Source organism: Kribbella sp. NBC_00359 (genome assembly GCF_036097425.1).
Taxonomy (GTDB): Bacteria; Actinomycetota; Actinomycetes; order Propionibacteriales; family Kribbellaceae; genus Kribbella.
This window is the reverse complement of the sequence record NZ_CP107975.1, coordinates 6385491-6407631: the sequence shown is the minus strand read 5'-3', so window position 1 is coordinate 6407631 and position 22141 is coordinate 6385491. Positions and strand designations below refer to the sequence as shown.

Below are 22141 nucleotides of genomic sequence, written 5' to 3'. Positions count from 1 at the left end.
CTGGTGGTCGTGCGGTACCTGATACGTCGTCTCGGGTTCTTCGTGCTCACTCTCTGGGCGGCGATGACGCTGAACTTCTTCATCCCGCGGATGATGCCCGGCAGTCCCGAGGAGGCACTGCGGGAGCGGCTCAGCAAGGGTGGCGCGGTCGTCACGGCGGACCAGTTGAAGACCGTGCTGGCCGAGTTCGGATTCGATCCGGACAAGAACCTCGTACTGCAGTACATCGAGTACCTCAAGGCGATGGTGACCGGGCACTGGGGCGTGTCGATCGGCAGCAGCCTCGGCGTCCCGGTGACCTCGCTGATCAGCAGCGCGTTGCCGTGGACGATCGGCCTCGTCGGCATCGCGACCATCCTGGCGTTCGTCATCGGCACGTTCATCGGCACGATCGCCGGCTGGCGGCGCGGCGGGCTGATCGACGGGGTCGTCCCGCCGCTCTTCATCGTCACGTCGGCACTGCCGTACTTCTGGGTCGCGCTGCTGTTCATCTCACTGTTCGCGATCGGCAGCAATCCGATCCTGCCCAACGACTTCAACTACGATCAGGGATTGACGCCGGGCTTCAATCCCGAGTTCATCGGCAGCGTGCTCAAGCACGGCATCCTGCCGGCCGGCACCATCCTGATCACCGCGATCGGCGGGTGGATCCTGACCATGCGCAACAACATGGTCACCACGCTGGCCGAGGACTACGTCCGGATGGCCCGGGCCAAGGGCATCCCGAGCCGGAAGATCATGTTCGGGTACGCCGGCCGGAACGCGTTCCTGCCCAACCTGTCCGGGTTCTCGATGTCGCTCGGCTTCGTCATCTCCGGCACGATCCTGGTTGAGTACGTGTTCAACTACCCCGGCCTGGGTTACATGTTCTACAACGCCACCGTGAGCACGGACTACCCACTGCTGCAGGCGCTGTTCCTGCTGGTGACGCTGGCCGTGCTGATCTGTGTCCTGCTCTGCGACTTCGCGGTGTTCCTGCTCGACCCGCGAGCCCGGACGAAGGGGTAACCGCCAGTGAGTGAGCGAAGCGAAGTCACAATCCGGCAGAGCCGCTTATCGCGCTTATCGGCGCCCGGAGCGAAGCGAGGACGTCGATGAGCGCTATCGTCACCGGCGCCGCTGCGCCCGCAGCACCGACCGCGACCCGCCGCCCCCGGGGCGGCCTGTGGCGGGCCGTCCTGCACAACCGCAAGGCCATGGTCGGAGTGGGTCTGCTCGTCCTGTTCGTCCTGCTCGCGGCGTTCCCCCACCTCTTCGTCCCCTGGCTGCACGGCGATCCGCGCGCGATCGGCGACATGCCGCTGGCCAAACCGTCCAGCGAACACTGGCTCGGTACGACGGGCCTCGGTCAGGACGTGTACGCCGAGCTGATCTACAGCACCCGCGAGTCGCTGATCATCGCGGTCGTCGCGGGACTGGGCGCGACGATCCTGTCCGTCATCATCGGGGTCTCGGCCGCCTATCTCGGCGGTTACGCCGATGACGCGCTCTCGATGCTGACCGACATCTTCCTGGTGCTTCCGACCTTCCCGCTCATCATCGTGCTGGCAACGTACGCCGGTAAGGGCAATCTGACCGTGATCATCGTCGTGCTGATCCTGACGGGTTGGTCGTACGGCGCACGGCAGATGCGCGCGCAGGCGCTGTCGCTGCGCAACCGGGACTTCCTCGAGTCGGCCCGGGTCCGGGGCGAGCGATCGTCGTACATCATCGTGGTCGAAGTGCTGCCGACGATGATCTCGCTGATCGTCGCGAACTTCCTCGGCGCCGCGCTGTACGCGGTGCTCACCGCGGCCGGCCTGCAGTTCCTCGGGCTCGGCGACCCCAACTCGCTGAGCTGGGGCACCATGCTCTACTGGGCCCAGAACCAGGGCGCCCTGGTGAACGGCCTGCCGGCGTGGGCGCTCTCGCCGGGCCTGGCGGTCGCGCTGCTCGGTGTTTCGTTTGCCCTGCTCAACTACGCGTTCGACGAGATCAGCAACCCCGCACTGCGGCCGGTTCGGAGGCGACGTGCACGGTAACACTGAGGGCAAGCCAATCCTCGAGGTCCGCGACCTCACCGTCGAGTACGACACCGGCGGCGATCGCCCGGTCGTCGCCGTCGACGCGGTGGATCTCGACGTACACGCGGGTGAATTCGTCGGCGTGGTCGGCGAGTCGGGCTGCGGCAAGTCGACGTTGTTGTTCGCCATCGCGCAGCTGCTGAGCTCACCGGCGGCGATCACCGGCGGCAGCGTGACGTTCCAGGGCCAGAACCTGGTCGCGATGAGCGAGAAGAAGCTGGCCGCGTTGCGCTGGCGGGACTTCTCCGTCGTGATGCAGAGCGCGATGAACGCGCTCAACCCGGTGAAGAGCATCGGCGGCCAGTTCAAGGACGCGATCATGGCGCACGACGAACCGGTCTCCGACGATCGCCCGGCCGAGGTCCTGCGGCTGGTCGGTATCGACCCGATCCACCTGCAGAGCTATCCGCACCAGCTCAGTGGCGGGATGCGGCAACGGGCCATGATCGCGATGGCGCTGCTGTTCACGCCGGACCTGATCATCATGGACGAGCCGACCTCGGCCCTCGACGTGGTGGCGCAACGGTCCCTGATGGTGCAGATCAAGGAACTCCAGCGACGCCTCGGGTTCGCGGTCCTCTTCGTCACCCACGACATGTCGCTGATCAGCCACTTCTCCGACCAGCTCGTGGTGATGTACGCCGGCCAGGTGGTCGAGTTCGGCGGCACGCGCGCGGTCTTCGACCATCCCGCGCATCCGTACAGCGCCGGGCTGCTCGACGCGTTCCCGTCGATCCGCGGGCCGAAGGTGCCGCTGACCGGGATTCCCGGCAGCCCGCCGAACCTCGCCGACCCGCCGAGCGGCTGCCGCTTCCAGCCGCGCTGCCCGAAGGCGTTCGAGGACTGCCCGAAGATCGCGCCCGAGCTCTACCAGGTCGGGCCCGTCCAAGCTCGGTGCCTGCTCCACGCACCAGGGCAGACCCACGCCGAAGAGCCCGTCCGGGAGACCACGCCATGACGTCGGTGAGCACAGACCAGATCCCATCGACCGATGCGGACGAGGCGCCGCTGCTCGAGACCAAGAAGCTGTCCCGGCATTTCCGGGTCGGTCGCGGCCTCTCCCGGCAGATGCTGCACGCCGTCGACGATGTCGATCTCACCATCGGCCGGCAGGAGATCGTCGCCCTGGCCGGCGAGAGCGGCAGCGGGAAGAGCACCATCGCCCGTCTGCTCGCCGGGGTCTACCGGCCGACGAGCGGCGAGATCTACTACCAGGGCCGGGCCATGTCGAGCATGGGGTCGCGACGGGATCAGTTGGCCTACCGTGGCGACGTACCGATGGTGTTCCAGGACCCCTTCAGTTCGCTCAACCCCGCCTTCCGGGTGTCCCACGGCGTCTTGCGCAGCCTCAAGCTGCACCGCCGCGACCTCAGCAGAGCCCAGCGCCTCGAGGAAGCCGAGCGCGTCATCGAGGCGGTCGGACTGTCGCCGGCGGGCGACATCATGAACCGCTATCCGTACGAGCTCAGCGGCGGCCAGCGGCAGCGTGTCGGGTTCGCCCAGGCGCTGGCGCACAAGCCCAAGCTCATCCTGGCCGACGAGCCGGTCTCGATGCTCGACGTGTCGATCCGTATCGGCCTGCTCAACCTGATGGCGGAGCTGCGCCGGTCCGAAGGCGTGTCGTTCCTCTACATCACGCACGACATCGCGAGCGCACGGTACGTCGCGGACCGGCTGATGATCATGTACGCCGGTCACATCGTGGAGTCCGGTCCGGCGGAGTCGGTGCTGGCCAACCCCAAGCACCCCTACACGGACCTCCTGCTCGGGGCGGTCCCGGATCCGCGGGCACCGCTGACGGCGGCGGTCGAAGGCGACACGGGTGAGCCGCCGAAGGTCATCGATCCGACGCCCGGCTGCCGGTTCCGCTGGCGCTGCCCGCTGGTCGTCGACAAGTGCCATCAGGTCACGCCGGTCCTCCGCCGCCTCGGCGAAGACCACGACGCCGCCTGCCACGTCGCCGAACCCGACCCAGGTTTCCCTGTCAGCTGACGCAGGTCCTGATCTGTCGCTGGATACTGTTCGACGGTCGTCAAACACTGGTTTACAGTAGTTTCATGACTGTCGAACATCGCCGAGGTGCGGCGGGACTCGCGCTGATCGCGACCTTCATGGTCGCCGTCGACGGCACGATCGTGAACCTCACCCTGGCCCAGCTCGCCACCCACCTGCACGCTTCCCGCGCCGAGCTGGAGTGGGCCGTCAACGCGTACACGCTCTCCTTCGCCGCGGTGATGCTCGGCGCCGGCGCGATCACCGACACCCTCGGCGCGAAGCGAGCCTTCGTCGCGGGCCTGGTCGTCTTCACCGCGTCGTCGGCGGTCTGCGCCGTCGCCACCTCGATGCTGATGCTCAACCTCGCACGCCTCACCCAGGGTGCAGGTGCGGCGCTGCTCTTGCCGAGCGCGCTCGTACTCGCGACCGCGTCCGCGGCCGACGAACCCTCGCGGCATCGCCTCGTCAGTTGGTGGGCCGCGGCCGGTGGCGTCGGGATGGCTGCCGGACCGTTGCTGGGTGGAACACTCGTCGCGCTCGCGAACTGGCGGGCCGTCTTCGCCGTCAACGTGATCATCGGGATCCCTGCCGTCGTGTGGAGTCTGCTCTCGATGCCGTCCGTCGTACGGCGAAGCCGGCGGCTCGACGTCGGTGGCATGGGCACCGCGACCGTACTGATCGGTGGACTGGTGTTCGCGCTGATCGAGGCACCGGCGCTCGGCTGGCATCCCGCGGTCATCACCGCCGCCGCGCTGACCGTCGCCGGGTTGGTCGGCTTTGTCTCGGTCGAGCGGTCCATCCGGGAACCGCTGCTGCCGCCCGGGGTCTACACCGATCGCGGCTTCGCCGTCACCGCCGTACAAGGCGCGTTGTTCAGTTTCGCCTTCTACGGCGTGCTGTTCGCGTTGAGCCTGATGCTCCAGCAAGGCCGCGGACTCAGCGCGCTCGCCACCGGTCTCCTGTTCCTGCCGCTGACCGGGCTGATCTCTCTCGGCAGCCTCTGCTCGGCCCCGCTCGCACAGCGCTTCGGCCGCCCGGCCGCCCTGAGCGTCGGCCAGGCCCTCCTGGCGATCACACTTCTCGTGCTGGCCTGGGCGGGCACGTCCAGCGCGCTGTGGCCGCTGGTGCTTGCCCTCCTGCCGGCCGGCTTCAGCTCGGGTCTGCTTGTGCCGACCATGACGTCGCAGTCCATTGCCGCCGTCGAGCCCGCCCTGCACGGCGCTGCGTCCGCCGCCTTCAACACGTCCCGTCAGATCGGCGGGGCCATCGGCGTCGCCGTCTTCGGCTCGCTCCTCGGCACCACGCACAGTTTCACCGCCGGGTTCGTGACCTGCGTGATCGTCGCGTCCGCCGCCACCACGATCTCCCTGTTCCTGACCGCGCTCGGCACGGTGAACACGGGTCTTGAACAATCGCTCGCCAACCGGGAACCTAGTGGTCTGGTCCGGACATGCAACGTTTGAGGGCCCGATCGCGTCTTTCACCATGAGGAAGCCGGCCGGGGGATCCGGGGCATCGCGGGCCGAACATGGGGAGACTGGGGTGGCTGCGCAGCGAAGCAGACGGTGGGGTACCACTGTCGCGCTCACGGTCGTGTGTGTGCTGGTGTGCGCGGTCGCGTTCGCCGGCGCGGTGACCGTGCTGATGCCGAGCACCCGGCAAAGCAGGACCACGCCCGCCGCCGGACCGCTCAGCCCGGCCCCGACCCCGAGTTTCCCGGCGCCGAGCGACCCGGCCTCGACCGAGCCGATCCCAGGGGTCGACACCCCCGCCTCTCCCCCGCCCCCGACGCCGGTGGCCGTGACCGGGACCTACGAGTGCCCCGGCTACAGCGGCATCGAGTCGAAGGTCCCGGTGTCGATGGTCCTGCGGGACACGTTCGTCTGGGGTGACGATCCGCCGTACCAGGTCGGTGACGGCTCGGGCGACATCAACTGGCGCTCCGACCCGTACCACAAGCCGAGCTGGTACATGTGGCTGCATTCGCTGCGCTGGTTGGGCCAGGGCATCAAGGCCGCCACGAACGGCGACCGGAAAGCCCTGACGCACGTGATGGCGATCATCCACGACTGGGTCCGCGACAACCCGTACTCGTGGAAGGGCGATATCGGCGCCTGGGAGGCCACGATGCACCGCACCAACGTGCTGATCTGTGCTCGCCAGGCCGTGCTCGCGGGACTGCATGTCCGCGCACTGCCCGCGCAGTACGCCTGGCTGGATCAGTCGCTGCTCGATCATGCCCGGTTCATGACCGACAACTGGGGCGGACCGTCGAACCACGGCACGGACGAGAGCATCGCGATGTTCGGTGTCGGCTGCACGCTCAAGCGAGCTGATCTGAAGAGTCGCGCGGTCGAACGACTGACCGAGGCGATCACGACAGCCATCGACCCGCAGGGCTCGACGAACGAGCAGTCGGTCGGGTACGCCATGTTCAACTACTTGCTGTGGGGCCGCGCGACCACGGCGCTCAAGCGCTGCGGCGCCGATCCAGGACGGGTCATCGACGAGCGGCGCCGCGCGCTGGCGGAGTGGCTGGCCCTCGCCACCAAGTCGACGGGCGAGCTCCAGCAGGTCGGCGACGCCGTCCGCCAGACGCCTCAGGGCGCCACCGGCACCGCGTTGGAGTACGCCGCGACGCTCGGACGGACCGGTACGAAACCGACCGAGCGGACCGCGGTCTTCGATGCCGGCTACGTGTTCGGGCGGACCGGCTGGGGCGAGACCCGGCCGTTCGCGCAGGAATCGACGTACAGCATCCGGTTCGGCCCGGGCCGCCGGTACCACGGGCACGACGACCACATGTCGATCACCTACACCTCGCACGGCCGGGACATCCTGATCGATCCCGGCCACTCGGGGTATCAGCTCGACAAGTGGCAGGCCTGGACCAAGAGCCGGGCCGCCCACAACGTGATGACGATCCCGTCGGCGAACACCGCCTCGGTGGAGACGCGGCTGGTCCGGGCGGCGATCGCACCGACCTCGGAGTACTACACGTTGACCGACAGCCCGGCGCCGGGTGTGCAGCGGACCCGGGACGTGCTGGTGCTGAAGGATCCTGATCTGATCGTCACCTTGGACCGTGGGCAGTCGGCCACCGACCAGCGGTACGAGACGTTGTGGCACCTGGCGCCGGACCAGAAGGTGACGGTGCAGTCGCCGACCAAGGCCGTCGCGGCCAAGCCTGGCGATCGCACGAAGACCTATCTGCTGCAGATCCCGTACAGACAACAGCTGCCCGCCGATGCCATCACCGTCGCGCAGGGTCAGCAGGATCCGGTGCAGGGCTGGTACTTCCCGGACATCTTCCACCGGATGCCGGCCCCCGTGGTCAAGTTCAACCGGAACGCGACGAGTGCCACGATCCTGTCCGCCATCGTGCCGGCCGGCACCGGCGAGTCAGTCGCGTTCACCACCCGCACCGTCGGCACGATGTTCTTCGTCGACCTGACCGTCGGCCGGCGAAAGACCACCATCCGGGTGCTCCCGGACGGCCGCCTCACGCGGATCAGCTGACCGCAGGCGCGCACGGAGGCGCCCTTCTTGATTCCTGACCGGTCACAGGAGGAGCGTCTGTGCTGTCTTGTTCTGGTGTGGGCCGCGCACGGCGGTCGGCGTACGGGAGGTTTGGGATGAGTAGTCATCCGGCGGCGCGGGATCACTGTCTCAGCGCGGCGCGGGCGGTGGATCGGCCGACTGGCGGGGCGCGGTACGGGCGGATGTTCGCAGGCCTGGAGCCGTTGGGCACCGACCCGCAGGTGCTGATGCGGGCGGGTAGTGACGGCGGGATCTGCGACGCCGCCGCCGAACTCGACCGGAGCAGCGCCGGCGACGACGCGACCGAGGCGGCCGGCTGGCCGTTCTTCGGGCAGATCATCGCCCACGACATCACCGCGGACCGCTCCCCGATCACCGGCGGCGTCGATCCCGAGGCGCTGCGGAACGCGCGGTCACCGAAGCTCAACCTGGAGATGGTGTATTCGGACGGCCCGGTCGGCTCGCCGTACCTGTTCGATGTCCACGACCCGGCGAAGTTCCTGCTCGGCCCCGACGGGTACGACGTACCGCGCAACCAGCAGGGCGTGGCACTGATCGGTGACCCGCGCAACGACGTACACCTGTTCGTGCTGACCCTGCACGTCGCGCTGCTGCACGCACACAATCGGATCGTCGACAATCTGCGGGCGAACGGCGTTCCCGAGGGCGACGTCTTCGAGAAGGCCCGCACCACGCTCACCTGGCACTACCAGTGGATCGCGGTCCACGACTTCCTGCCCCGGCTCGTCGGGCCGGACCTGGTCGAGGAAGTCCTCGCCAAGGGCGGCCGCTGGTTCGCGCCCGAGCCCATGAAGGCCTACATCCCGCTGGAGTTCGCCGACGCGGCCTTCCGCTACGGCCACGGGCAGATCCGGCACACCTACAGACTGGTCGAGGGTGGCCCGGAGCTGCCGCTGTTCCCCGATCTGGTCGGCTTCGGCCCGCCGCGCCCAGGTCGGCGACTCGACCTGACGCAGGTCTTCGACGTACCTGGCCGACCACCCGCGCAGCGCGCGAAGCGTCTCGACGGCCGGCTCGCCGCGAGCCTCATCGGCCTCCCCGAGCAGGTCACCGGCGTCGTCGACACCGCCGCCTACCGATCCCTGGCGGTGCGCGACCTACTCCGCGGCGACACCACCGGCCTGCCGAGTGGTGAGGCGCTCGCCAAGTTCATCGGCGTACCGCCGCTCACCGTGGACGGCTGGCCGGACGGCACCCCGCTGTGGTTCTACATCCTCAAGGAATCCGAGCATCTCGGCGACGGCGACCGGCTCGGCCCGGTCGGCGGCCGGATCGTGGCGGAGGTCCTGATCGGTCTGCTCCGCGCCGACCCGGCCAGCTACCTGAGCCTCGAGCCGGACTGGGAGCCGACCCTGCCCGCCGCCGGCCCGGTGTTCGACCTCACCGATCTACTCATCCCTGGCGAGTCGAGCTGAGCTCACCCGACTTGGGCTCCCCCGAACTGGCCTGACGAGAACCGAGCGCCGCAGTGTCGACCGCGGACGTGAACGCGTCCCGCGGACGCTGGACCGAGGCGAGCGACACGATGTCGCGGCCGTAGAAGACAGCGGCCAGCCAGATCGCGAAGACGCGCACCTTGCGGTCCCACGTCGGGACCGCAAGGACGTGGTACCCGCGGTGCATCAGCCACGCGAGGAAGCCCTTGATGACGATCCGGCGGTACTGGAAGATGCCCTTCCCCAACCCCAGCGTCGCCACCGCGCCGAGGCTGTGATGCACGTACTGCTTCGGCTCGCGTCCACGCATCGTCCGCACGAGGTTCTTCGCCAGCAGCTTCCCCTGCCGTACGGCGTTCTGCGCGTTGGGGACCGTGAACGCGCCTTCGGTCGGCGAGGCCAGATCCGGTACGGCGGCGTCGTCGCCGGCCGCCCAGGCGTCGGGCACCGGATCCGTGTCGGTGCCGATCCGCAGGTCGGCCCGGACCTGGACCAGTCCGCGCGGGGTGTGCGGAAGGTCGGTGTGGTTGCGCAACAGCCGGGTCGCTGCGTTGCCGGCGGTCCAGACGATCAGCTCCGAGTCGAACTCGGTCCCGTCGGACAGCACCACGTGCCCGTCGTCGGCCGACTTCAGCGTGCAGCTCAGGTGGACCTGCGCACCGCGACGCTCGAGCATCGAGACCACCCACCGGCCCGGCTGATCAGTGACCTCGGGCAGGATCCGCTCGGTCGCCTCGACCAAGTGGAAGGCGAGGTCGCTCTCGGACAGCTCCGGATAGCGCTTGAGCAAGGCGGTCGCCAGCGACAACAGCTCGCCGAACCCTTCCACGCCGGAGAAGCCGCCGCCGACGAAGGTGATCGTCAACAACCGGCGCCGCGCCGGACCGGGCTCGAGACAGGACGCCTCGTCGAACGCCGTCAGCAGCCGGTCCCGAATCGCCACCGCCTCCTCGACGTGCTTCATCCCGATCGCCCGCTCGGCCACACCGGGTACGTCGAAGGTCCGGGTGACCGCGCCCGCGGTCACCACGAGAACGTCGTACTCGAGCTCGAAGTCGGGCCCCTGGGTCGGCCGCACCGTGACCTTCCGCTGGGCGTGCTCGATCGTGGTGACCGAGCCGGACACGATCCGGGTCCGGTCGAGGTTGCGGCGCAACGAGACCGCGGCGTGGCGTGCCTCGACCGATCCCGAGACCACCTCGGGAAGGAACGGCTGATATGTCATGTACGGCCGCGGATCGACCACGACCACCTCGGCCTCACCGCGCCGAAGCTTCTTCTCGAGCTTCCACGCCGTGTAGAAACCGGCGTACCCACCACCGACCACCAGGATCCTGCGCACGGGTGTCCTCTCTCCGGTCGAGACTCTGTAGTTAAAGACAACCCAGCCGCGTGGGTTGTGACGTATCAGGGGCGAAGCTGCTTGCGGGACGTGATGCCGAGCTTCTGGAAGACCTTGCGGAGATGCCACTCGACAGTGTGCTGGCTGAGGAAGATCTGCGCACCTATCTCGGCATTGGTCAGCCCCGCGCCGGCGAGCTCGGCGATGCGCGCCTCCTGTGCGGTCAAGGCATCGGCGGCGCGGCCGGTGCGCTCTCCGACCGTCTCTCCGGTGGCTGTCAGCTCACGGCTCGCGCGGTCGGCGAAGGCGTCGGCGCCGGCCGTCGCGAACACCTTGTACGCCGTCCGCAGCTGGACCCGTGCGTCTTGCCGCCGTCCCTCCCGCCGGAGCCACTCGCCGTACAGCAGCTGGGCCCGGGCCAGGTCCATCCGCATGCGAGTCCGGCCGAGGCGCTCGATCGCCTCCTGGTACGCCGATTCCGCCTGCCGGCCCCTGGTCAGCAGCGCCTGCGACCGGGCCAGCAGGCCGAGACCCCACTCCGTGCCCGAGGACGACGCGATCTCGCCCTGCAGTTTCAGCCCGTCGACAGCCAGCTCCGGCCGGCCGCTGCGAGCCGCCGCTTCGACCAGTTCGGGCAGCGCCCAGTTCGCCACGCCGTACTCGACCGGATAGGCCGTCGCCTCGCGGGCTGCCGCGAGTGCGTCCCCGTACTTCGCGAGGCCGTTGAACAGGACGGCGTTCGCGAGGTGACAGGTGCTCAGTCCGCCGCCTTCGCCGCGGTTCGTCGCATCGTCCATACCGGCGGCGATCACCGCCGTTGCCCCGTCCTCGTGGCCACGCCAGGCCACCAGGCTCATCTCGCCGTACGGCGTGAGGTCCGCGCCGGTCGCGTCGTTGATGGTGTGGATCTCCGCGACCAGCGAGCCGGCCGCGGCGAGGTCGCCGGAGAACAGGCTGAGCTGCACCCGGTGGTTCAGGACCAGCAGGAGTTCGTTGAGGTCGCCGAGCAGGCGGGCGATCCGCACGTGCCGCGAGGTCAGAACGTCCCAGCCCTCGTCGTCCCAGAGGTCGACGGCCAGGAGCGCCGCATGCCAGAGCCATCGCACGTCGTCGTGATCAGGCGACCCGTTCGTGCTGGAGAATATCCGGATCACCTCCCGGGCCAGTGGCACGACGTCGGGGTACCCGTCGGTGAACAACACCGCGATACCGTCCAGCAGGACGTCATGTTTGCGGCGCGGATCCGGAGCCGGCGCGGCACGGGCCGCCTGCGAGGCCCCGGCGAGTGCGTCGGAGCCATCCGGTCCCGAGGTCCGGCCGAACCGCCCCGTGAACTGCGCGGCCACGATCGCCTCGAGATAGGTGTCGCGGGCCAGGCCGACATCCAGCGGTTCGAGGCGGCGGGCCGCCGCCAGCAGGAGCGGCCCGGACTCGCGCCCGTGGCCCGAAGCGAAGGCGATCTGGGCGCGCAGGAGCTCCACCCGTGCCTGGTGCAGACCGTTCGGCGGACCTTCGCCCGCGGTGACGAGCAGCCGCAGCGCGATCTCGAACGCGCCGGCCCGCAGTGTCGCCTGCGCAGCGGCGAGAGCGCGGATCGCGCGCGTGGACGGGTCCGGGGTGAGCTCGGTCGCCCGCTGGAGGAACGCCGCCGTCGCCGCGACGCCGCCGCGACGCTGTGCCCGGTCCGCGGAGTTGACCAGTTCGGCGGCGACGTCCTCGTCGGGACCGTCCGCGCCGTTCGCCCGGTGCCAGGCCCGCCGGTCGGGATCGAGATCCGGGTCGGTCGCCTCGGCCAGGGCTTGATGCGCCTGGCGGCGATCGACGGGATCCGCCGCGCGGTACGTCGCCGACCGGACCAGCGGATGCCGGAAGCGGACCCGCGCGCCAAGCTCGATCAGGCCGGCGGCCTCGGCCGGTGCGGCCGCGCTCATCGGCACGTCCAGAACCGCCAGCGCCCGAAGCAGCAGCGGTACGTCGCCGATCGGCTCGGCGGCCGCGGTCAGCAGCAACCGCTGCGTGTCCGACGGGAGTGCCTGCACCCGGCGAGTGAAGTTCTGCTCGATCTGACTCGCCAGCGGGCGAGCGTCCGGCCGCTCGAATCCACCCGCCAACTCGCCCGCGGTCAACCCGCGCGGCAGCTCCAGCAGCGCCAGCGGATTGCCTCTGGTCTCGGAGACGATCCGATCCCGAACGTGCTCGTCCAACCGCCCGGGCACCACCGCATCGAGCAGAGCCCCTGCGTGCCGGTCGGTCAGCCCACCGACCGGCAGCTCGGGGAAGCCGCGCCACTCCGGCCCGGTCACCGGCTCGCGGACGGCGAACACGAGGCCGATGCGGTCGGCGAACAGGCGGCGACCGACGAAGGTCAGTGCCTGGGCCGACGCCTGATCCAGCCACTGCGCGTCGTCGATGACGCACAACAGTGGCCGGCTGTCGGAGGCCGCCGACAACAGACTCAACGCGGCCGCGCCGACCAGGAACCGGTCCGGCGGACCACCGAACTCCAGCCCGAACGCGACGGCCAGCGCTTCGCGCTGCGGGCGCGGCAGGTGGTCGCTCAGGCTCAGCATCGGAGCACACAACTGGTGCAGACCGGCGAACGGGAGTTCCATCTCGGCCTCGACGCCGGCCGCTCGTGCGACGCGGCAGCCGTCGGCCTGCGCGACCAGATACTCGAGCAGAGCGGTCTTCCCGATGCCCGCCTCACCTCGGACGATCAGCACCTGGCCGTCGCCGGAGCGCACGCCGGACACCACCTGCTCCAGCCGATTACGCTCCGCTCGCCGCCCGCGTAGCTCGGGCGCCGGTCCACCAATCGCCATGGCTCCACCACCCCTCATCAGAGGCTAGAGCCCAAGGTCTGATGCGCGGTAGAACTCTACAGTGTCGCAATAGAGCCAGATTGGTCAGCAGGCCGTCTGGGCGAGGTCGGCGGCGAGGAGTTGTTCGAGGTCGGCCAGTTCACCTGCGCGCGAGGCCGAGACCAACGCGTGCCGGAGCCTTCGGTGCGCAGCCGGGCTGACCGGATGGCGTCGGTCGGACGACAGCCGGTCGCGAGCCCGCTTCACCAGTTGCCGCGCGTTGGGCGCACCGATCCGCAACGTCTCCGCGATCTGCCGATACGGGTACTCGAAGCCTTCCCGCAGTACGTAGGTCGCTCGCTCGGCCGGCGACAGCCGCTCCAGCAACAGCCGTACGGCGTCGTCGAACGCCTCCTGCTGCTCCGCCAGGGTCTGCGGGTCCACCCCGCCCGCCGCACTCTCCTCGGGCAACCACGGCCCGACCGAGAATTCGTGCCGCCGCCGGGCCGACTGCACCAGGTTGATCGCGAGCCGGCAGACCGTGGTCGCCAGGAACGCCCCCGGATCCGCGACGGCCGACCGATCGGTGCGCTGCCACCGCAGCCACACCTCCTGCACCAACTCCTCGGCCTCCTGCGGATTGCCGACAATCCGGCGTGCGATCCGGAGCAACCGCGGTCGTACCTGCACGAACTCATCCAAACCAGCCGTCGACGTACTCATGATCCGGACTCCTCCACTGGGGGCTTCTCCCACCCTCCCCGGGCCGGAAGCGCACCGCGCCACGGAGAGTCCGTGGTCGAGTGCGTGGTTTCCCTGTGGTTCGTCGGGTGTCACAGCAAAGTGACGATCTGGCCTACTGCGAGATCTGCGAGACCGAGGAGCCGGCCGATCGCGGGTGACGCACTGATGGTCTCCGACCGGAGGGCCGGAGACCATCAGGGCGTCAGGCTGACAGGGCGTCCAGGATGGCGGCGGTGACCGGCTCGGGGGCGGAGACGCTGAGCGCGTGCGACGCGCCGGCGACCTCGCGGATGTCCTTCGCACCGGCGCGCTCGGCCATGAAGCGGTGCAGCGCGACCGGGATGTTGAGGTCCTCGTCGCTGAAGACGAACCAGGACGGGATCGTCTTCCAGGCAGGCGACGCGGTCACCAGGTTGCCGGTCAGCGCCACGTCGGTGGCCGGCCGCTGGGTCGCGGCCATCACGGCTGCCTGCTCGGCCGGGACGTCCGCGCAGAACTGGTGATTGAACAGGGCGGGCTTGATCCGGAGATCGTTGCCGCCGGTGCTGACCGGGTAGGTGTCGAGAGCGTCCCCGAGCGTGCTGCCGGGGAACTGGACCGACAGCCCGAAGGCGTTCTCCCCCTGGTCAGGCGCGAACGCACACACGTACACCAGCGCCTTCACCGCCGGGTTCTCCGCCGCCGCCTCGGTGATCACCATGCCGCCGTACGAGTGCGCGACCAGGACCACCGGCCGGCCGATGCCGGCGATGACGTCGCGCACGTACGCCGCGTCACCGTCGAGGCTGCGCAACGGGTTAGGGGCGGTGACGACGTCGATCGACTGCGCCTGCAACCGCTCGACGACGCCGTTCCAGCTCGCGGACTCGGCGAACGCGCCGTGGACCAGCACAACGACCGGGCTCTGTTCGTTCATGAGGTTCTCCTTCTCTCGGGTCACCAAGAAGGACCGGACAGCCCGGCGGGTTGTGACGAGCCGGACAGCCGGGGTGTGACCGGCGAGACAGTCACAGATCGCCACCGTGGTCTGTCCTAGTTGGTGAGTACGCCGCGAGCCGACAAGGGAGATCAGATGAGTATCGCCGAACAGCAGATCGCCACCTCCGTCCTGGTGATCGGCACCGGTGGCGGCGGGCTCCGGGCCGCGATCGAGCTGGCCGAGCAGGGCGTCGAAGTCCTTGCACTGGGCAAGCGGCCACGCTCGGACGCGCACACCTCGCTGGCCGCCGGCGGGATCAACGCGGCGCTCGCCACGATGGACCCGGAGGACACCTGGCAGCAGCACGCCGCCGACACACTGCAGGAGAGTTACCTGCTGGCGAACCCGGTCACGGTCCGGATCGTCACCGAGGGCGCGGCCCGCGGCATCGCCGACCTGGAGAGCTACGGCATGCCGTTCGCCCGCGAGGCGGACGGGCGGATCTCGCAGCGCTTCTTCGGCGCGCACACCTACCGCCGGACAGCCTTCGCCGGCGACTACACCGGCCTGGAGATCCAGCGCACGCTGATCAACCGCGCCGTCCAGCTCGGTGTCCCGATCCTCGACACGGTCTACGTCACGCGGATTCTGGTCCGGGACAACGCCGTGTTCGGCGCGTACGGGTTCGACCTGACCACCGGGCGGCGCTACGTCATCCACGCCGACGCGGTCATCCTCGCCGCGGGCGGTCACACCCGGATCTGGCGCCGTACGTCGTCTCGCCGGGACGAGAACACGGGTGACTCGTTCCGCCTCGCCGTCCTGGCCGGCGGCCGGATCCGCGACCCCGAGCTCGTCCAGTTCCACCCGTCCGGCCTGATTGAACCCGAGAACGCGGCCGGCACGCTGGTCTCCGAAGCCGCCCGCGGCGAAGGCGGCCAGCTCCGCAACGCCCTGGGCGAGCGGTTCATGACGCGGTACGACGCCGAGCGGATGGAACTGTCCACCCGGGACCGGGTCGCGCTCGCCGAGTACACCGAGATCAAGGAAGGCCGCGGTACACCGAACGGCGGCGTCTGGCTCGACGTGTCGCACCTCCCGCGCGAGACGATCATGCGCCGGCTCCCCCGCGTCTATCAGACCCTGCTCGAGCTTCAGATGCTCGACATCACCAAGCAGCCGATCGAGATCGCCCCGACCGCGCACTACTCGATGGGCGGGGTGTGGGTCCGGCCGGAGGATCACGGCACGGGCATCGACGGGCTGTACGCGATCGGCGAGGCGGCGAGTGGCCTGCACGGGGCGAACCGGCTGGGCGGCAACTCACTGATCGAGCTCCTGGTCTTCGGCCGGATCGTCGCGGAGGAGGCGGCGAAGTACTCGATCGGGCGGCAATCCCAGCAGCGATCCGCGGAGGCCGTCGCCGAAGCACGCGCGGAAGTCGATGCTCTCCTGGCCAGCGACGGCCCGGAGAACGTCCGCGCCCTACAACGGGCTCTGCGCGACACGATGACTGCCCGGGCCGGCGTCGTACGTGATGAGACCGGTCTGCTGGCGGGACTGTCGGAGCTCGCGGACATCGAGGATCGGATGACCCGGATGGGCGTCCATCCCGATATCGCCGGCTTCCAGGACCTGGCCCACGCGTTCGACCTGAAGGCCTCCGCCATGGCCGCCCGCGCCACTCTCGACGCGGCTCTCGAACGCCGCGAGTCCCGCGGCTGCCACAACCGCTCCGACTACCCCGACCTCGACGAATCCCTCCAGGTCAACCTCGTGTGGTCAGGCCCCGGATCGATCGAGCACGAGCCGATCCCACCGATCCCCGACGAGTTCCGTACCCTCATGCGCCACGTCTCCAGCGACGGCAAACTGGTCGAGTGACGTGACACGTCTCAACCTGTCAGGAGGGTGAGGAGCAGCGCGAGTGGGGGCCAGGCGTCGCGGCCGCGGCGGGTCAGGGCGTGGGCTCGCATGCTGGGTTCGGGGTCGCGGAGGCGGCGCAGGGAGATGCCGGTGGTTTTCGGGTAGTCGGCGAACAGCAGGGCGACGCCCAGGCCGGCGGTGATCATCTCCTGGACCAAGCTGAGGCTGTCGGCGCGGTGGGTGATGTGTGGTTCGAAGCCGGCCAGGGCGGCGAGCGTGCGGACGACCTGCTCGTCTCCGCTGTCGCGGGAGTTGACGATCCAGTCGCTGTCGGCGAACGCCGCGACCACGTCGGCTGCCGGACCCGTCGTACGCCGGGACTGCGTAGGGACCGCGAGGCTCCAGCTGCGCTCCCACAGCGGGGTCACCACCAACGCGGGGTCGTGCGATGCGGGGGCCAGGTTGTAGTCGTAGCTCACCACGAGGTCGACCTGGTCCCGCTCGAGCATGGCCCGGGCTTCGACGGGTTCCTGCTCCTGGATCTCCAGCCGCACCGCCGGGTGGTCGGCGGCCAACCGGTGGACGACCGGTAGCAGGGTGTCCCGGATCACGGTGTGGAACGCGGCGATGCGGACTGTCCCGGCCGGCGCGGCCGACGGGTCGAGATCGGCCCGCGCCGCCTCGTGCGCGGCCAGGATCTCTACGGCGTGCGCGGCGAGCCGGCGACCGGCCGGGGTGAGCCGGACCCGGCGGCCGTCGGGCTCGAGCAGCGGCGTGCCGACCTCCTTGGCCAGTGCGGCGATCTGCTGCGAGACGGTCGAGGTGGTCACGCCGAGGGTCTCGGAGACCGCATGCATCGACCCCTGTCGCGACAGGGCCAGCAGCAGCTCGAGGCGGCGTACATCCATGCTGTCATTGTTCAGCATTCCCGAACGATCTGTCCACGATAATCACGTGGACGCGAACGGATTCGCGAGCTTCACTGGGTTCATGAGCACGCGTGACAGCCGCACCGGAGTGGCCTTCGCCGTCTTGTCGATGACGATGGTCCAGCTCGGTCTCGCCACCTCCGTCAGCCTCTTCGACCGGGTCGGTCCCGAGGGTGCCGCGTGGTTGCGCCTGGCGTGCGCGGCGCTGATCGTGCTCGTGCTGTTCCGCCCTCGCCCGAGCTCGTTCGACCGCAGCTCGTTCCTGGCCGCGGTCGGCCTCGGCGTCGCGACGGGTGGCGTGACGCTGCTGTTCATGGCCGCGGTGGCACGGCTCCCGCTCGGCACCGCGAGCGCGCTGGAGTTCCTCGGCCCGCTGACCGTCGCCGTACTGCGCAGTCGCGGCCGGCTCATCTGGCCCGCGCTCGCCTTTGTCGGAGTCATGCTGCTGACCCAGCCGTGGCAGGGTTCGGTCGACGGCCTCGGCGTCCTGTTCGCACTCGGCGCGGCCGCCTGCTGGGCGGCGTACATCCTGCTCACCCAGCATGTCGGCGACAACGTCACCGGTCTGCAGGGCATGGGCGTGTCCATTCCGGTCGCCGCCCTCGTCGCGACCATCGTCGCCGGTCCGAGCACGATTCCGGTGATGACCTGGCAGCTCGTCGCCATCGGGTTCGGCCTGGCGCTACTGCTGCCGGTGGTGCCGTTCACCCTCGAGTACCTCGCCCTGCGCCGCCTCGACGCCGGCGTCTTCGGCACCCTGATGAGCCTCGAACCAGCCCTTGCCCTGCTCATCGGCTGGATCTTCCTCAGCCAGTCCCCCGGCCTCCTGCAAGCCGTCGGCATCGCCTGCGTGGTGGCCGCCGGCATGGGCGCCGAGCGAGCCCACAGCCGACGGCCAGTCGCCGCGCAGGTGGATCAGGCGGCTGGCGTAGTCCCCGGTCAGGGTCAGGGACAGCCCCTGAGCCAGCAGGAATGCGCCTGACAGCGGCGCGATCTACGCTGCGGTTTCGGCGGTGGTGCGAGCCTCCGCGACCGCCTTGCCACGCGGTGAATCCGGGAAGCCCTCCAACAGGGTGCGGACTTCGGCGGCTCCGACGTTGGCGCCGAACATGTCGGTGTGGGGTTCCAGGCGGACGCCTTCCGCGAGCGGGCCGGCGATGACCGGGTCGAAGCCGAGGGCGTCGACGATCGTCGCGACCTCGGCCGCGTCACCGGGCTCACCGGCGATCGCGATCGCCTTGCGGTCGGGCGATCCGGCGGGGCGGGCGCCTTCCTCGAGGTCGTGGTAGCCCATGTGGTTGAAGGCTTTGACCACGCGCGACTCCGGCAGGAAGTCCTGGACGAGTTCGCTGGACGACGTGCGGGGGTCGGTCAGGTCGTCGCGGATGCCGTCGACCTCCCACCAGTAGTTCATCGCGTCGATCACGAGCTTCCCGCGCAGGGCCCCGGCCGGGATCGTGCGGTACTTCCCGAGCGGCAGCGCCAGGATCACCACGTCGGCTTCCGCGACCGCCTCGGCCACAGTGGTCGCGATCGCGCCGGGCGTCACGATCTCGACGATCAGCGCAATCTTCGACACCTCGCCGGATCCCGCGATCAGCACCCGGTAGCCGGCCGCGACCGCGAGCCGCGCGAGCACGGTGCCGACCTTCCCGGCGCCAAGGATGGCGATCGTCATCACTTCTCCTGTTCGGCCAGAATCTCGCGGACCATCGGGATCACCTTCGAGCCGTACAACTCGACCGTCTTCAGCCGAGCGCTGACCGGCACCGGTCCGGCGGAGTAGATCAGGTCGAACCGACCCACCCCGAGACTCTGCACCGCCGCGGCGATCCGGCGTGCCACGGTGTCCGGCGAACCGACGTACATCGAGCCGTGCTCGACCTCCGAGTCGAACTCCTCCCGGCGGATCGGCGGCCAGCCACGCAGTGCCCCGATCCGGTCCCGCATCACCTTGTACCGCGGGTAGAACACCTCCCGAGCCTCCTCATCGGTGTCGGCGATGAATCCCGGCGAGTGCATCCCGATCTCCTGCGCGGTCGTCCCGAACTGCTCGGCCGCCTTGCGGTAGAGGTCCAGGTACGGCGCGAACCGGTCCGGCGCACCACCGATGATCGCGAGCATCAGCGGCAGCCCGTAGTACGCCGTACGCACGACGGACTGCGGTGATCCGCCGACCCCGACCCACGTCTTCAGGTGACCGGACTCGGTCTTCGGATAGACGTCGGCATTCTCGAGGGCGGCTCGGGTGGTGCCGCTCCAGGTGACCGGCTTCTCGTCGAGCAGCCGGGAGAACAGCTGCAGCTTCTCCTCGAAGAGGACGTCGTAGTCGGCCAGGTCGTAGCCGAACAACGGGAAGGACTCGGTGAACGAGCCGCGCCCGAGGATGACCTCGGCCCGCCCGTTCGACAGCGCGTCCACGGTGGAGAAGCGCTGGAACACCCGGACCGGATCGTCCGAGCTCAGCACCGTCACGCCCGACCCGAGCTTGATCCGCTGGGTGAGCGATGCGATCCCGGCCAGCACGGTCTCCGGTGTGGAGATCGAGTACTCCGGCCGGTGGTGCTCGCCGAGTGCGATCGCGTCGACGCCGAGGTCGTCGGCGAGGACCGCCTCCCGGACCACCTGCCGGATCGCCGCCGCGTCCGTGACCGGTGCGCCGTCGTCACCTTCCGGGATGTCCCCGAAGGTATCGAGTCCGAACACGAGGTCGGCCATGTCCTGCTCCCATCTGTTCGCCACATCAAATACTAGGTTGACGTGTCAACACGGCGAGACCCGGGCCGCATTCCCGGACCAGGGAGGCTATAGTTTGAAGCAACCACATGGTTGCAATGTTCGTCACCACCGGAGGACCCGTGGGCTTTCCCGATCGCACCGAGCGCCTGGTCGCGCCCGAGGCCGAGGCGATCGCGGAACACGTCTTCGTCGCCCTCGCCGATCCGAGCCGGCGCAACATCCTGGCGGCCCTCGCCGCCGGCGGCCCGGCCACAGCCACCGATCTGGCCGAGCGGCTGCCGATCACCCGCCAGGCGATCGCGAAGCATCTCACCCTGCTGTCCGAGGCCGGTCTGGTGACAGCCGAACACGGCGAGCGCCGCCGCGTCCGCTACCGCCTCCGCTCGGCGCCGATGCAGGTCGCCCAGCAGTTCCTCGCCGCGATGGCCCGCGACTGGGACGGCAACCTCGACGCGCTACGCACCCACCTCGACGGCTGACCTCACACCCAGTGCCGGAGCTTGTCCGGGTTCAGCACGATCCAGACCGCCGCGACCTTCGCGCCTCTGACGTTCAGACTCACCACGGCCATGACCTGCCCGGCCCGGCGCAGTACGACGCCGGCCTGGCCGTTGACCGCTTCGACGCTCAGCGCCGTACCAGGCTCAGCACTCAGCAACTCGGTGACGCAGCGAGCGACCGCATCGGCGCCCCGCACCGGACTCAGCGCGGCCGCGACGTTCCCGCCGCCGTCGCTCACCACGACCGCCTCCGCGGCGAGCAGGCTCCGGATCGCACCGATGCTGCCCGCGCCGCAGGCCGTCGCGAATCGATGGACGACCGCCTCGTCAGCCCGCCTCGGTCGGAAGCTCACATCTCCTCCAACAGGGTCAGGCGGCTACAGCGGTGAGCTTCGCGGGGTTCATCATCCACAGCACCTGGTCGATCCCGTCGTCCGACGCGGTGACCGTGAGTACGGCGAACACCTGGCCATCGCGTTGCAGCATCGCGATCGACCGGCCGTTCGCCGTACCGAACTCCACGTCGACGCCGGCCCAGAAGCGCGTGGCGAACGCCCGGTGGTACTTCGCGACCCGCGGCGCACCGACGACCGGGAAGCGCGACGCCCGCGCCGCGCCGCCGCCGTCGGAGTAGCTGATCGCGTCCTTGGCCAGCAGTCGTTCGAGCGCCGCGAGGTCACCCGACCGCGCCGCGTTGACGAACGCCGTGAGCAACGTCCGCTGCTGACTGCCACTGATCTCGGTACGGCGTTCGGCCCGGATCCGCTTGCGGGCCCGGCTGACGAGCTGCCGCACCGCCGGCTCGGTCGACTGCAGGATGGCGGCGAGCTCGTCGTACGGGTAGTCGAACGCCTCGCGCAGGATGTACGCCGCCCGCTCGGTCGGCGAGAGTCGTTCGAGCACGAGCAGGACCGCGAAGCTCAACGCCTCCCCGCGCTCGGCACCCAGCGTAGGGTCGGCACTGGTGTCGACCGGCTCGGGCAGCCACGGGCCGATGTAGGTCTCGCGCCGGGCCCGCGCAGACTGGCTCGCGTTGATCGCAAGCCTGGTCACTGCGGTCGACAGATAGGCGACCGGGCTGACCACCGCGCTGCGATCGGCGGCCTGCCAGCGCAGCCAGACCTCCTGCACCAGGTCCTCGGCCTCGCTGTGACTGCCCAGCATTCGATACGCGATCCCCATCAGGCGCGGACGCACCTCGTTGAAGACCGCCACCGCCTCGTCGAGGCTGTCCGCCATCTGCACC

Annotated in this window: 18 protein-coding genes and 1 pseudogene; 10 read left to right on the top strand and 9 right to left on the bottom strand. The window is 69.5% G+C overall.

All coding sequences use genetic code 11. The features are described from left to right. The first annotated feature begins 9 nt into the window (after nucleotides 1-9). From OG876_RS31270 to OG876_RS31240, 7 genes are all read left to right on the top strand, one after another. Nucleotides 10-1008, top strand: a complete 999-nt coding sequence (locus tag OG876_RS31270) for an ABC transporter permease (protein WP_328520255.1) — start codon at nucleotides 10-12, stop codon at nucleotides 1006-1008. Nucleotides 1009-1094: 86 nt separating this feature from the next. Beyond that, nucleotides 1095-2021 carry an ABC transporter permease gene (locus OG876_RS31265; protein ID WP_328520254.1) on the top strand — a complete coding sequence of 309 codons (927 nt, stop codon included), beginning with the start codon at nucleotides 1095-1097 and terminating at the stop codon, nucleotides 2019-2021. Further along, nucleotides 2011-3021, top strand: coding sequence for an ABC transporter ATP-binding protein (locus OG876_RS31260; RefSeq protein ID WP_328520253.1), 1011 nt, complete (start codon nucleotides 2011-2013; stop codon nucleotides 3019-3021). Before OG876_RS31265 ends, OG876_RS31260 begins: the two co-directional genes overlap by 11 nt. Beyond that, complete coding sequence (locus OG876_RS31255; protein ID WP_328520252.1) at nucleotides 3018-4055, top strand: ABC transporter ATP-binding protein; 1038 nt, start codon at nucleotides 3018-3020, stop codon at nucleotides 4053-4055. The genes OG876_RS31260 and OG876_RS31255 overlap by 4 nt, the downstream gene beginning before the upstream one ends. A 65-nt stretch (nucleotides 4056-4120) precedes the next feature. Further along, on the top strand, nucleotides 4121-5521 hold the full coding sequence (locus tag OG876_RS31250) for an MFS transporter (protein WP_328520251.1): 1401 nt from the start codon (nucleotides 4121-4123) through the stop codon (nucleotides 5519-5521). Between the two features lie 79 nt (nucleotides 5522-5600). Further along, nucleotides 5601-7577, top strand: coding sequence for a heparinase II/III domain-containing protein (locus tag OG876_RS31245; RefSeq protein ID WP_328520250.1), 1977 nt, complete (start codon nucleotides 5601-5603; stop codon nucleotides 7575-7577). Between the two features lie 116 nt (nucleotides 7578-7693). Next, complete coding sequence (locus tag OG876_RS31240; RefSeq protein ID WP_328520249.1) at nucleotides 7694-9034, top strand: peroxidase family protein; 1341 nt, start codon at nucleotides 7694-7696, stop codon at nucleotides 9032-9034. Here the strand turns inward: OG876_RS31240 and OG876_RS31235 are convergent. The 4 genes from OG876_RS31235 to OG876_RS31220 form a co-directional block, all read right to left on the bottom strand. Beyond that, nucleotides 9012-10397, bottom strand: coding sequence for an NAD(P)/FAD-dependent oxidoreductase (locus OG876_RS31235; protein ID WP_328520248.1), 1386 nt, complete (start codon nucleotides 10395-10397; stop codon nucleotides 9012-9014). The two genes, OG876_RS31240 and OG876_RS31235, sit on opposite strands and share 23 nt — an antisense overlap. Before the next feature lie 65 nt (nucleotides 10398-10462). Beyond that, nucleotides 10463-13219: an ATP-binding protein gene (locus tag OG876_RS31230; RefSeq protein ID WP_328520247.1), complete on the bottom strand. Its 2757-nt coding sequence runs from the start codon at nucleotides 13217-13219 to the stop codon at nucleotides 10463-10465. Nucleotides 13220-13303: 84 nt separating this feature from the next. After that, nucleotides 13304-13921 (bottom strand): sigma-70 family RNA polymerase sigma factor, encoded by a 618-nt coding sequence (locus tag OG876_RS31225; RefSeq protein ID WP_328520246.1) that lies wholly within the window; start codon nucleotides 13919-13921, stop codon nucleotides 13304-13306. A gap of 223 nt (nucleotides 13922-14144) precedes the next feature. Next, nucleotides 14145-14858, bottom strand: a complete 714-nt coding sequence (locus tag OG876_RS31220; protein ID WP_328520245.1) for an alpha/beta fold hydrolase — start codon at nucleotides 14856-14858, stop codon at nucleotides 14145-14147. 156 nt (nucleotides 14859-15014) lie between these two features. Here OG876_RS31220 and OG876_RS31215 point away from each other — a divergent pair, with 156 nt between their 5' ends. Continuing rightward, entirely contained in the window at nucleotides 15015-16745 is a 1731-nt protein-coding gene (locus tag OG876_RS31215; RefSeq protein ID WP_328520244.1) for an L-aspartate oxidase, read from the top strand. 11 nt (nucleotides 16746-16756) lie between these two features. On the opposite strand, the gene OG876_RS31210 is transcribed toward OG876_RS31215, so the two are convergent. Then, nucleotides 16757-17635: a LysR family transcriptional regulator gene (locus tag OG876_RS31210; RefSeq protein ID WP_328520243.1), complete on the bottom strand. Its 879-nt coding sequence runs from the start codon at nucleotides 17633-17635 to the stop codon at nucleotides 16757-16759. A gap of 82 nt (nucleotides 17636-17717) precedes the next feature. Between OG876_RS31210 and OG876_RS31205 the strand changes: the two genes are divergently transcribed. Further along, complete coding sequence (locus OG876_RS31205; protein ID WP_328520242.1) at nucleotides 17718-18638, top strand: EamA family transporter; 921 nt, start codon at nucleotides 17718-17720, stop codon at nucleotides 18636-18638. A 12-nt stretch (nucleotides 18639-18650) separates the two neighbouring features. Here OG876_RS31205 and OG876_RS31200 read toward each other — a convergent pair. Both OG876_RS31200 and OG876_RS31195 read right to left on the bottom strand, forming a co-directional pair. Further along, nucleotides 18651-19382 (bottom strand): annotated as a pseudogene (locus OG876_RS31200) (NADPH-dependent F420 reductase); the annotation flags it as partial. After that, nucleotides 19334-20374, bottom strand: a complete 1041-nt coding sequence (locus tag OG876_RS31195) for an LLM class flavin-dependent oxidoreductase (RefSeq protein WP_328520241.1) — start codon at nucleotides 20372-20374, stop codon at nucleotides 19334-19336. The gene OG876_RS31195 and the pseudogene OG876_RS31200, both read right to left, overlap by 49 nt. 140 nt (nucleotides 20375-20514) lie before the next feature. On the opposite strand from OG876_RS31195, the gene OG876_RS31190 reads away from it, so the two are divergent. Continuing rightward, nucleotides 20515-20874 carry a metalloregulator ArsR/SmtB family transcription factor gene (locus OG876_RS31190; protein WP_328520240.1) on the top strand — a complete coding sequence of 120 codons (360 nt, stop codon included), beginning with the start codon at nucleotides 20515-20517 and terminating at the stop codon, nucleotides 20872-20874. A 2-nt stretch (nucleotides 20875-20876) separates the two neighbouring features. Here the strand turns inward: OG876_RS31190 and OG876_RS31185 are convergent, their stop codons facing one another. Together OG876_RS31185 and OG876_RS31180 are read right to left on the bottom strand one after the other, a co-directional pair. Continuing rightward, the gene (locus OG876_RS31185) at nucleotides 20877-21248 is read right to left on the bottom strand and encodes a hypothetical protein (protein ID WP_328520239.1); all 372 of its coding nucleotides are present in this window, start codon (nucleotides 21246-21248) and stop codon (nucleotides 20877-20879) included. 16 nt (nucleotides 21249-21264) lie between these two features. Beyond that, nucleotides 21265-22134, bottom strand: coding sequence for an RNA polymerase sigma-70 factor (locus OG876_RS31180; protein ID WP_328520238.1), 870 nt, complete (start codon nucleotides 22132-22134; stop codon nucleotides 21265-21267). Nucleotides 22135-22141 lie beyond the last annotated feature (7 nt).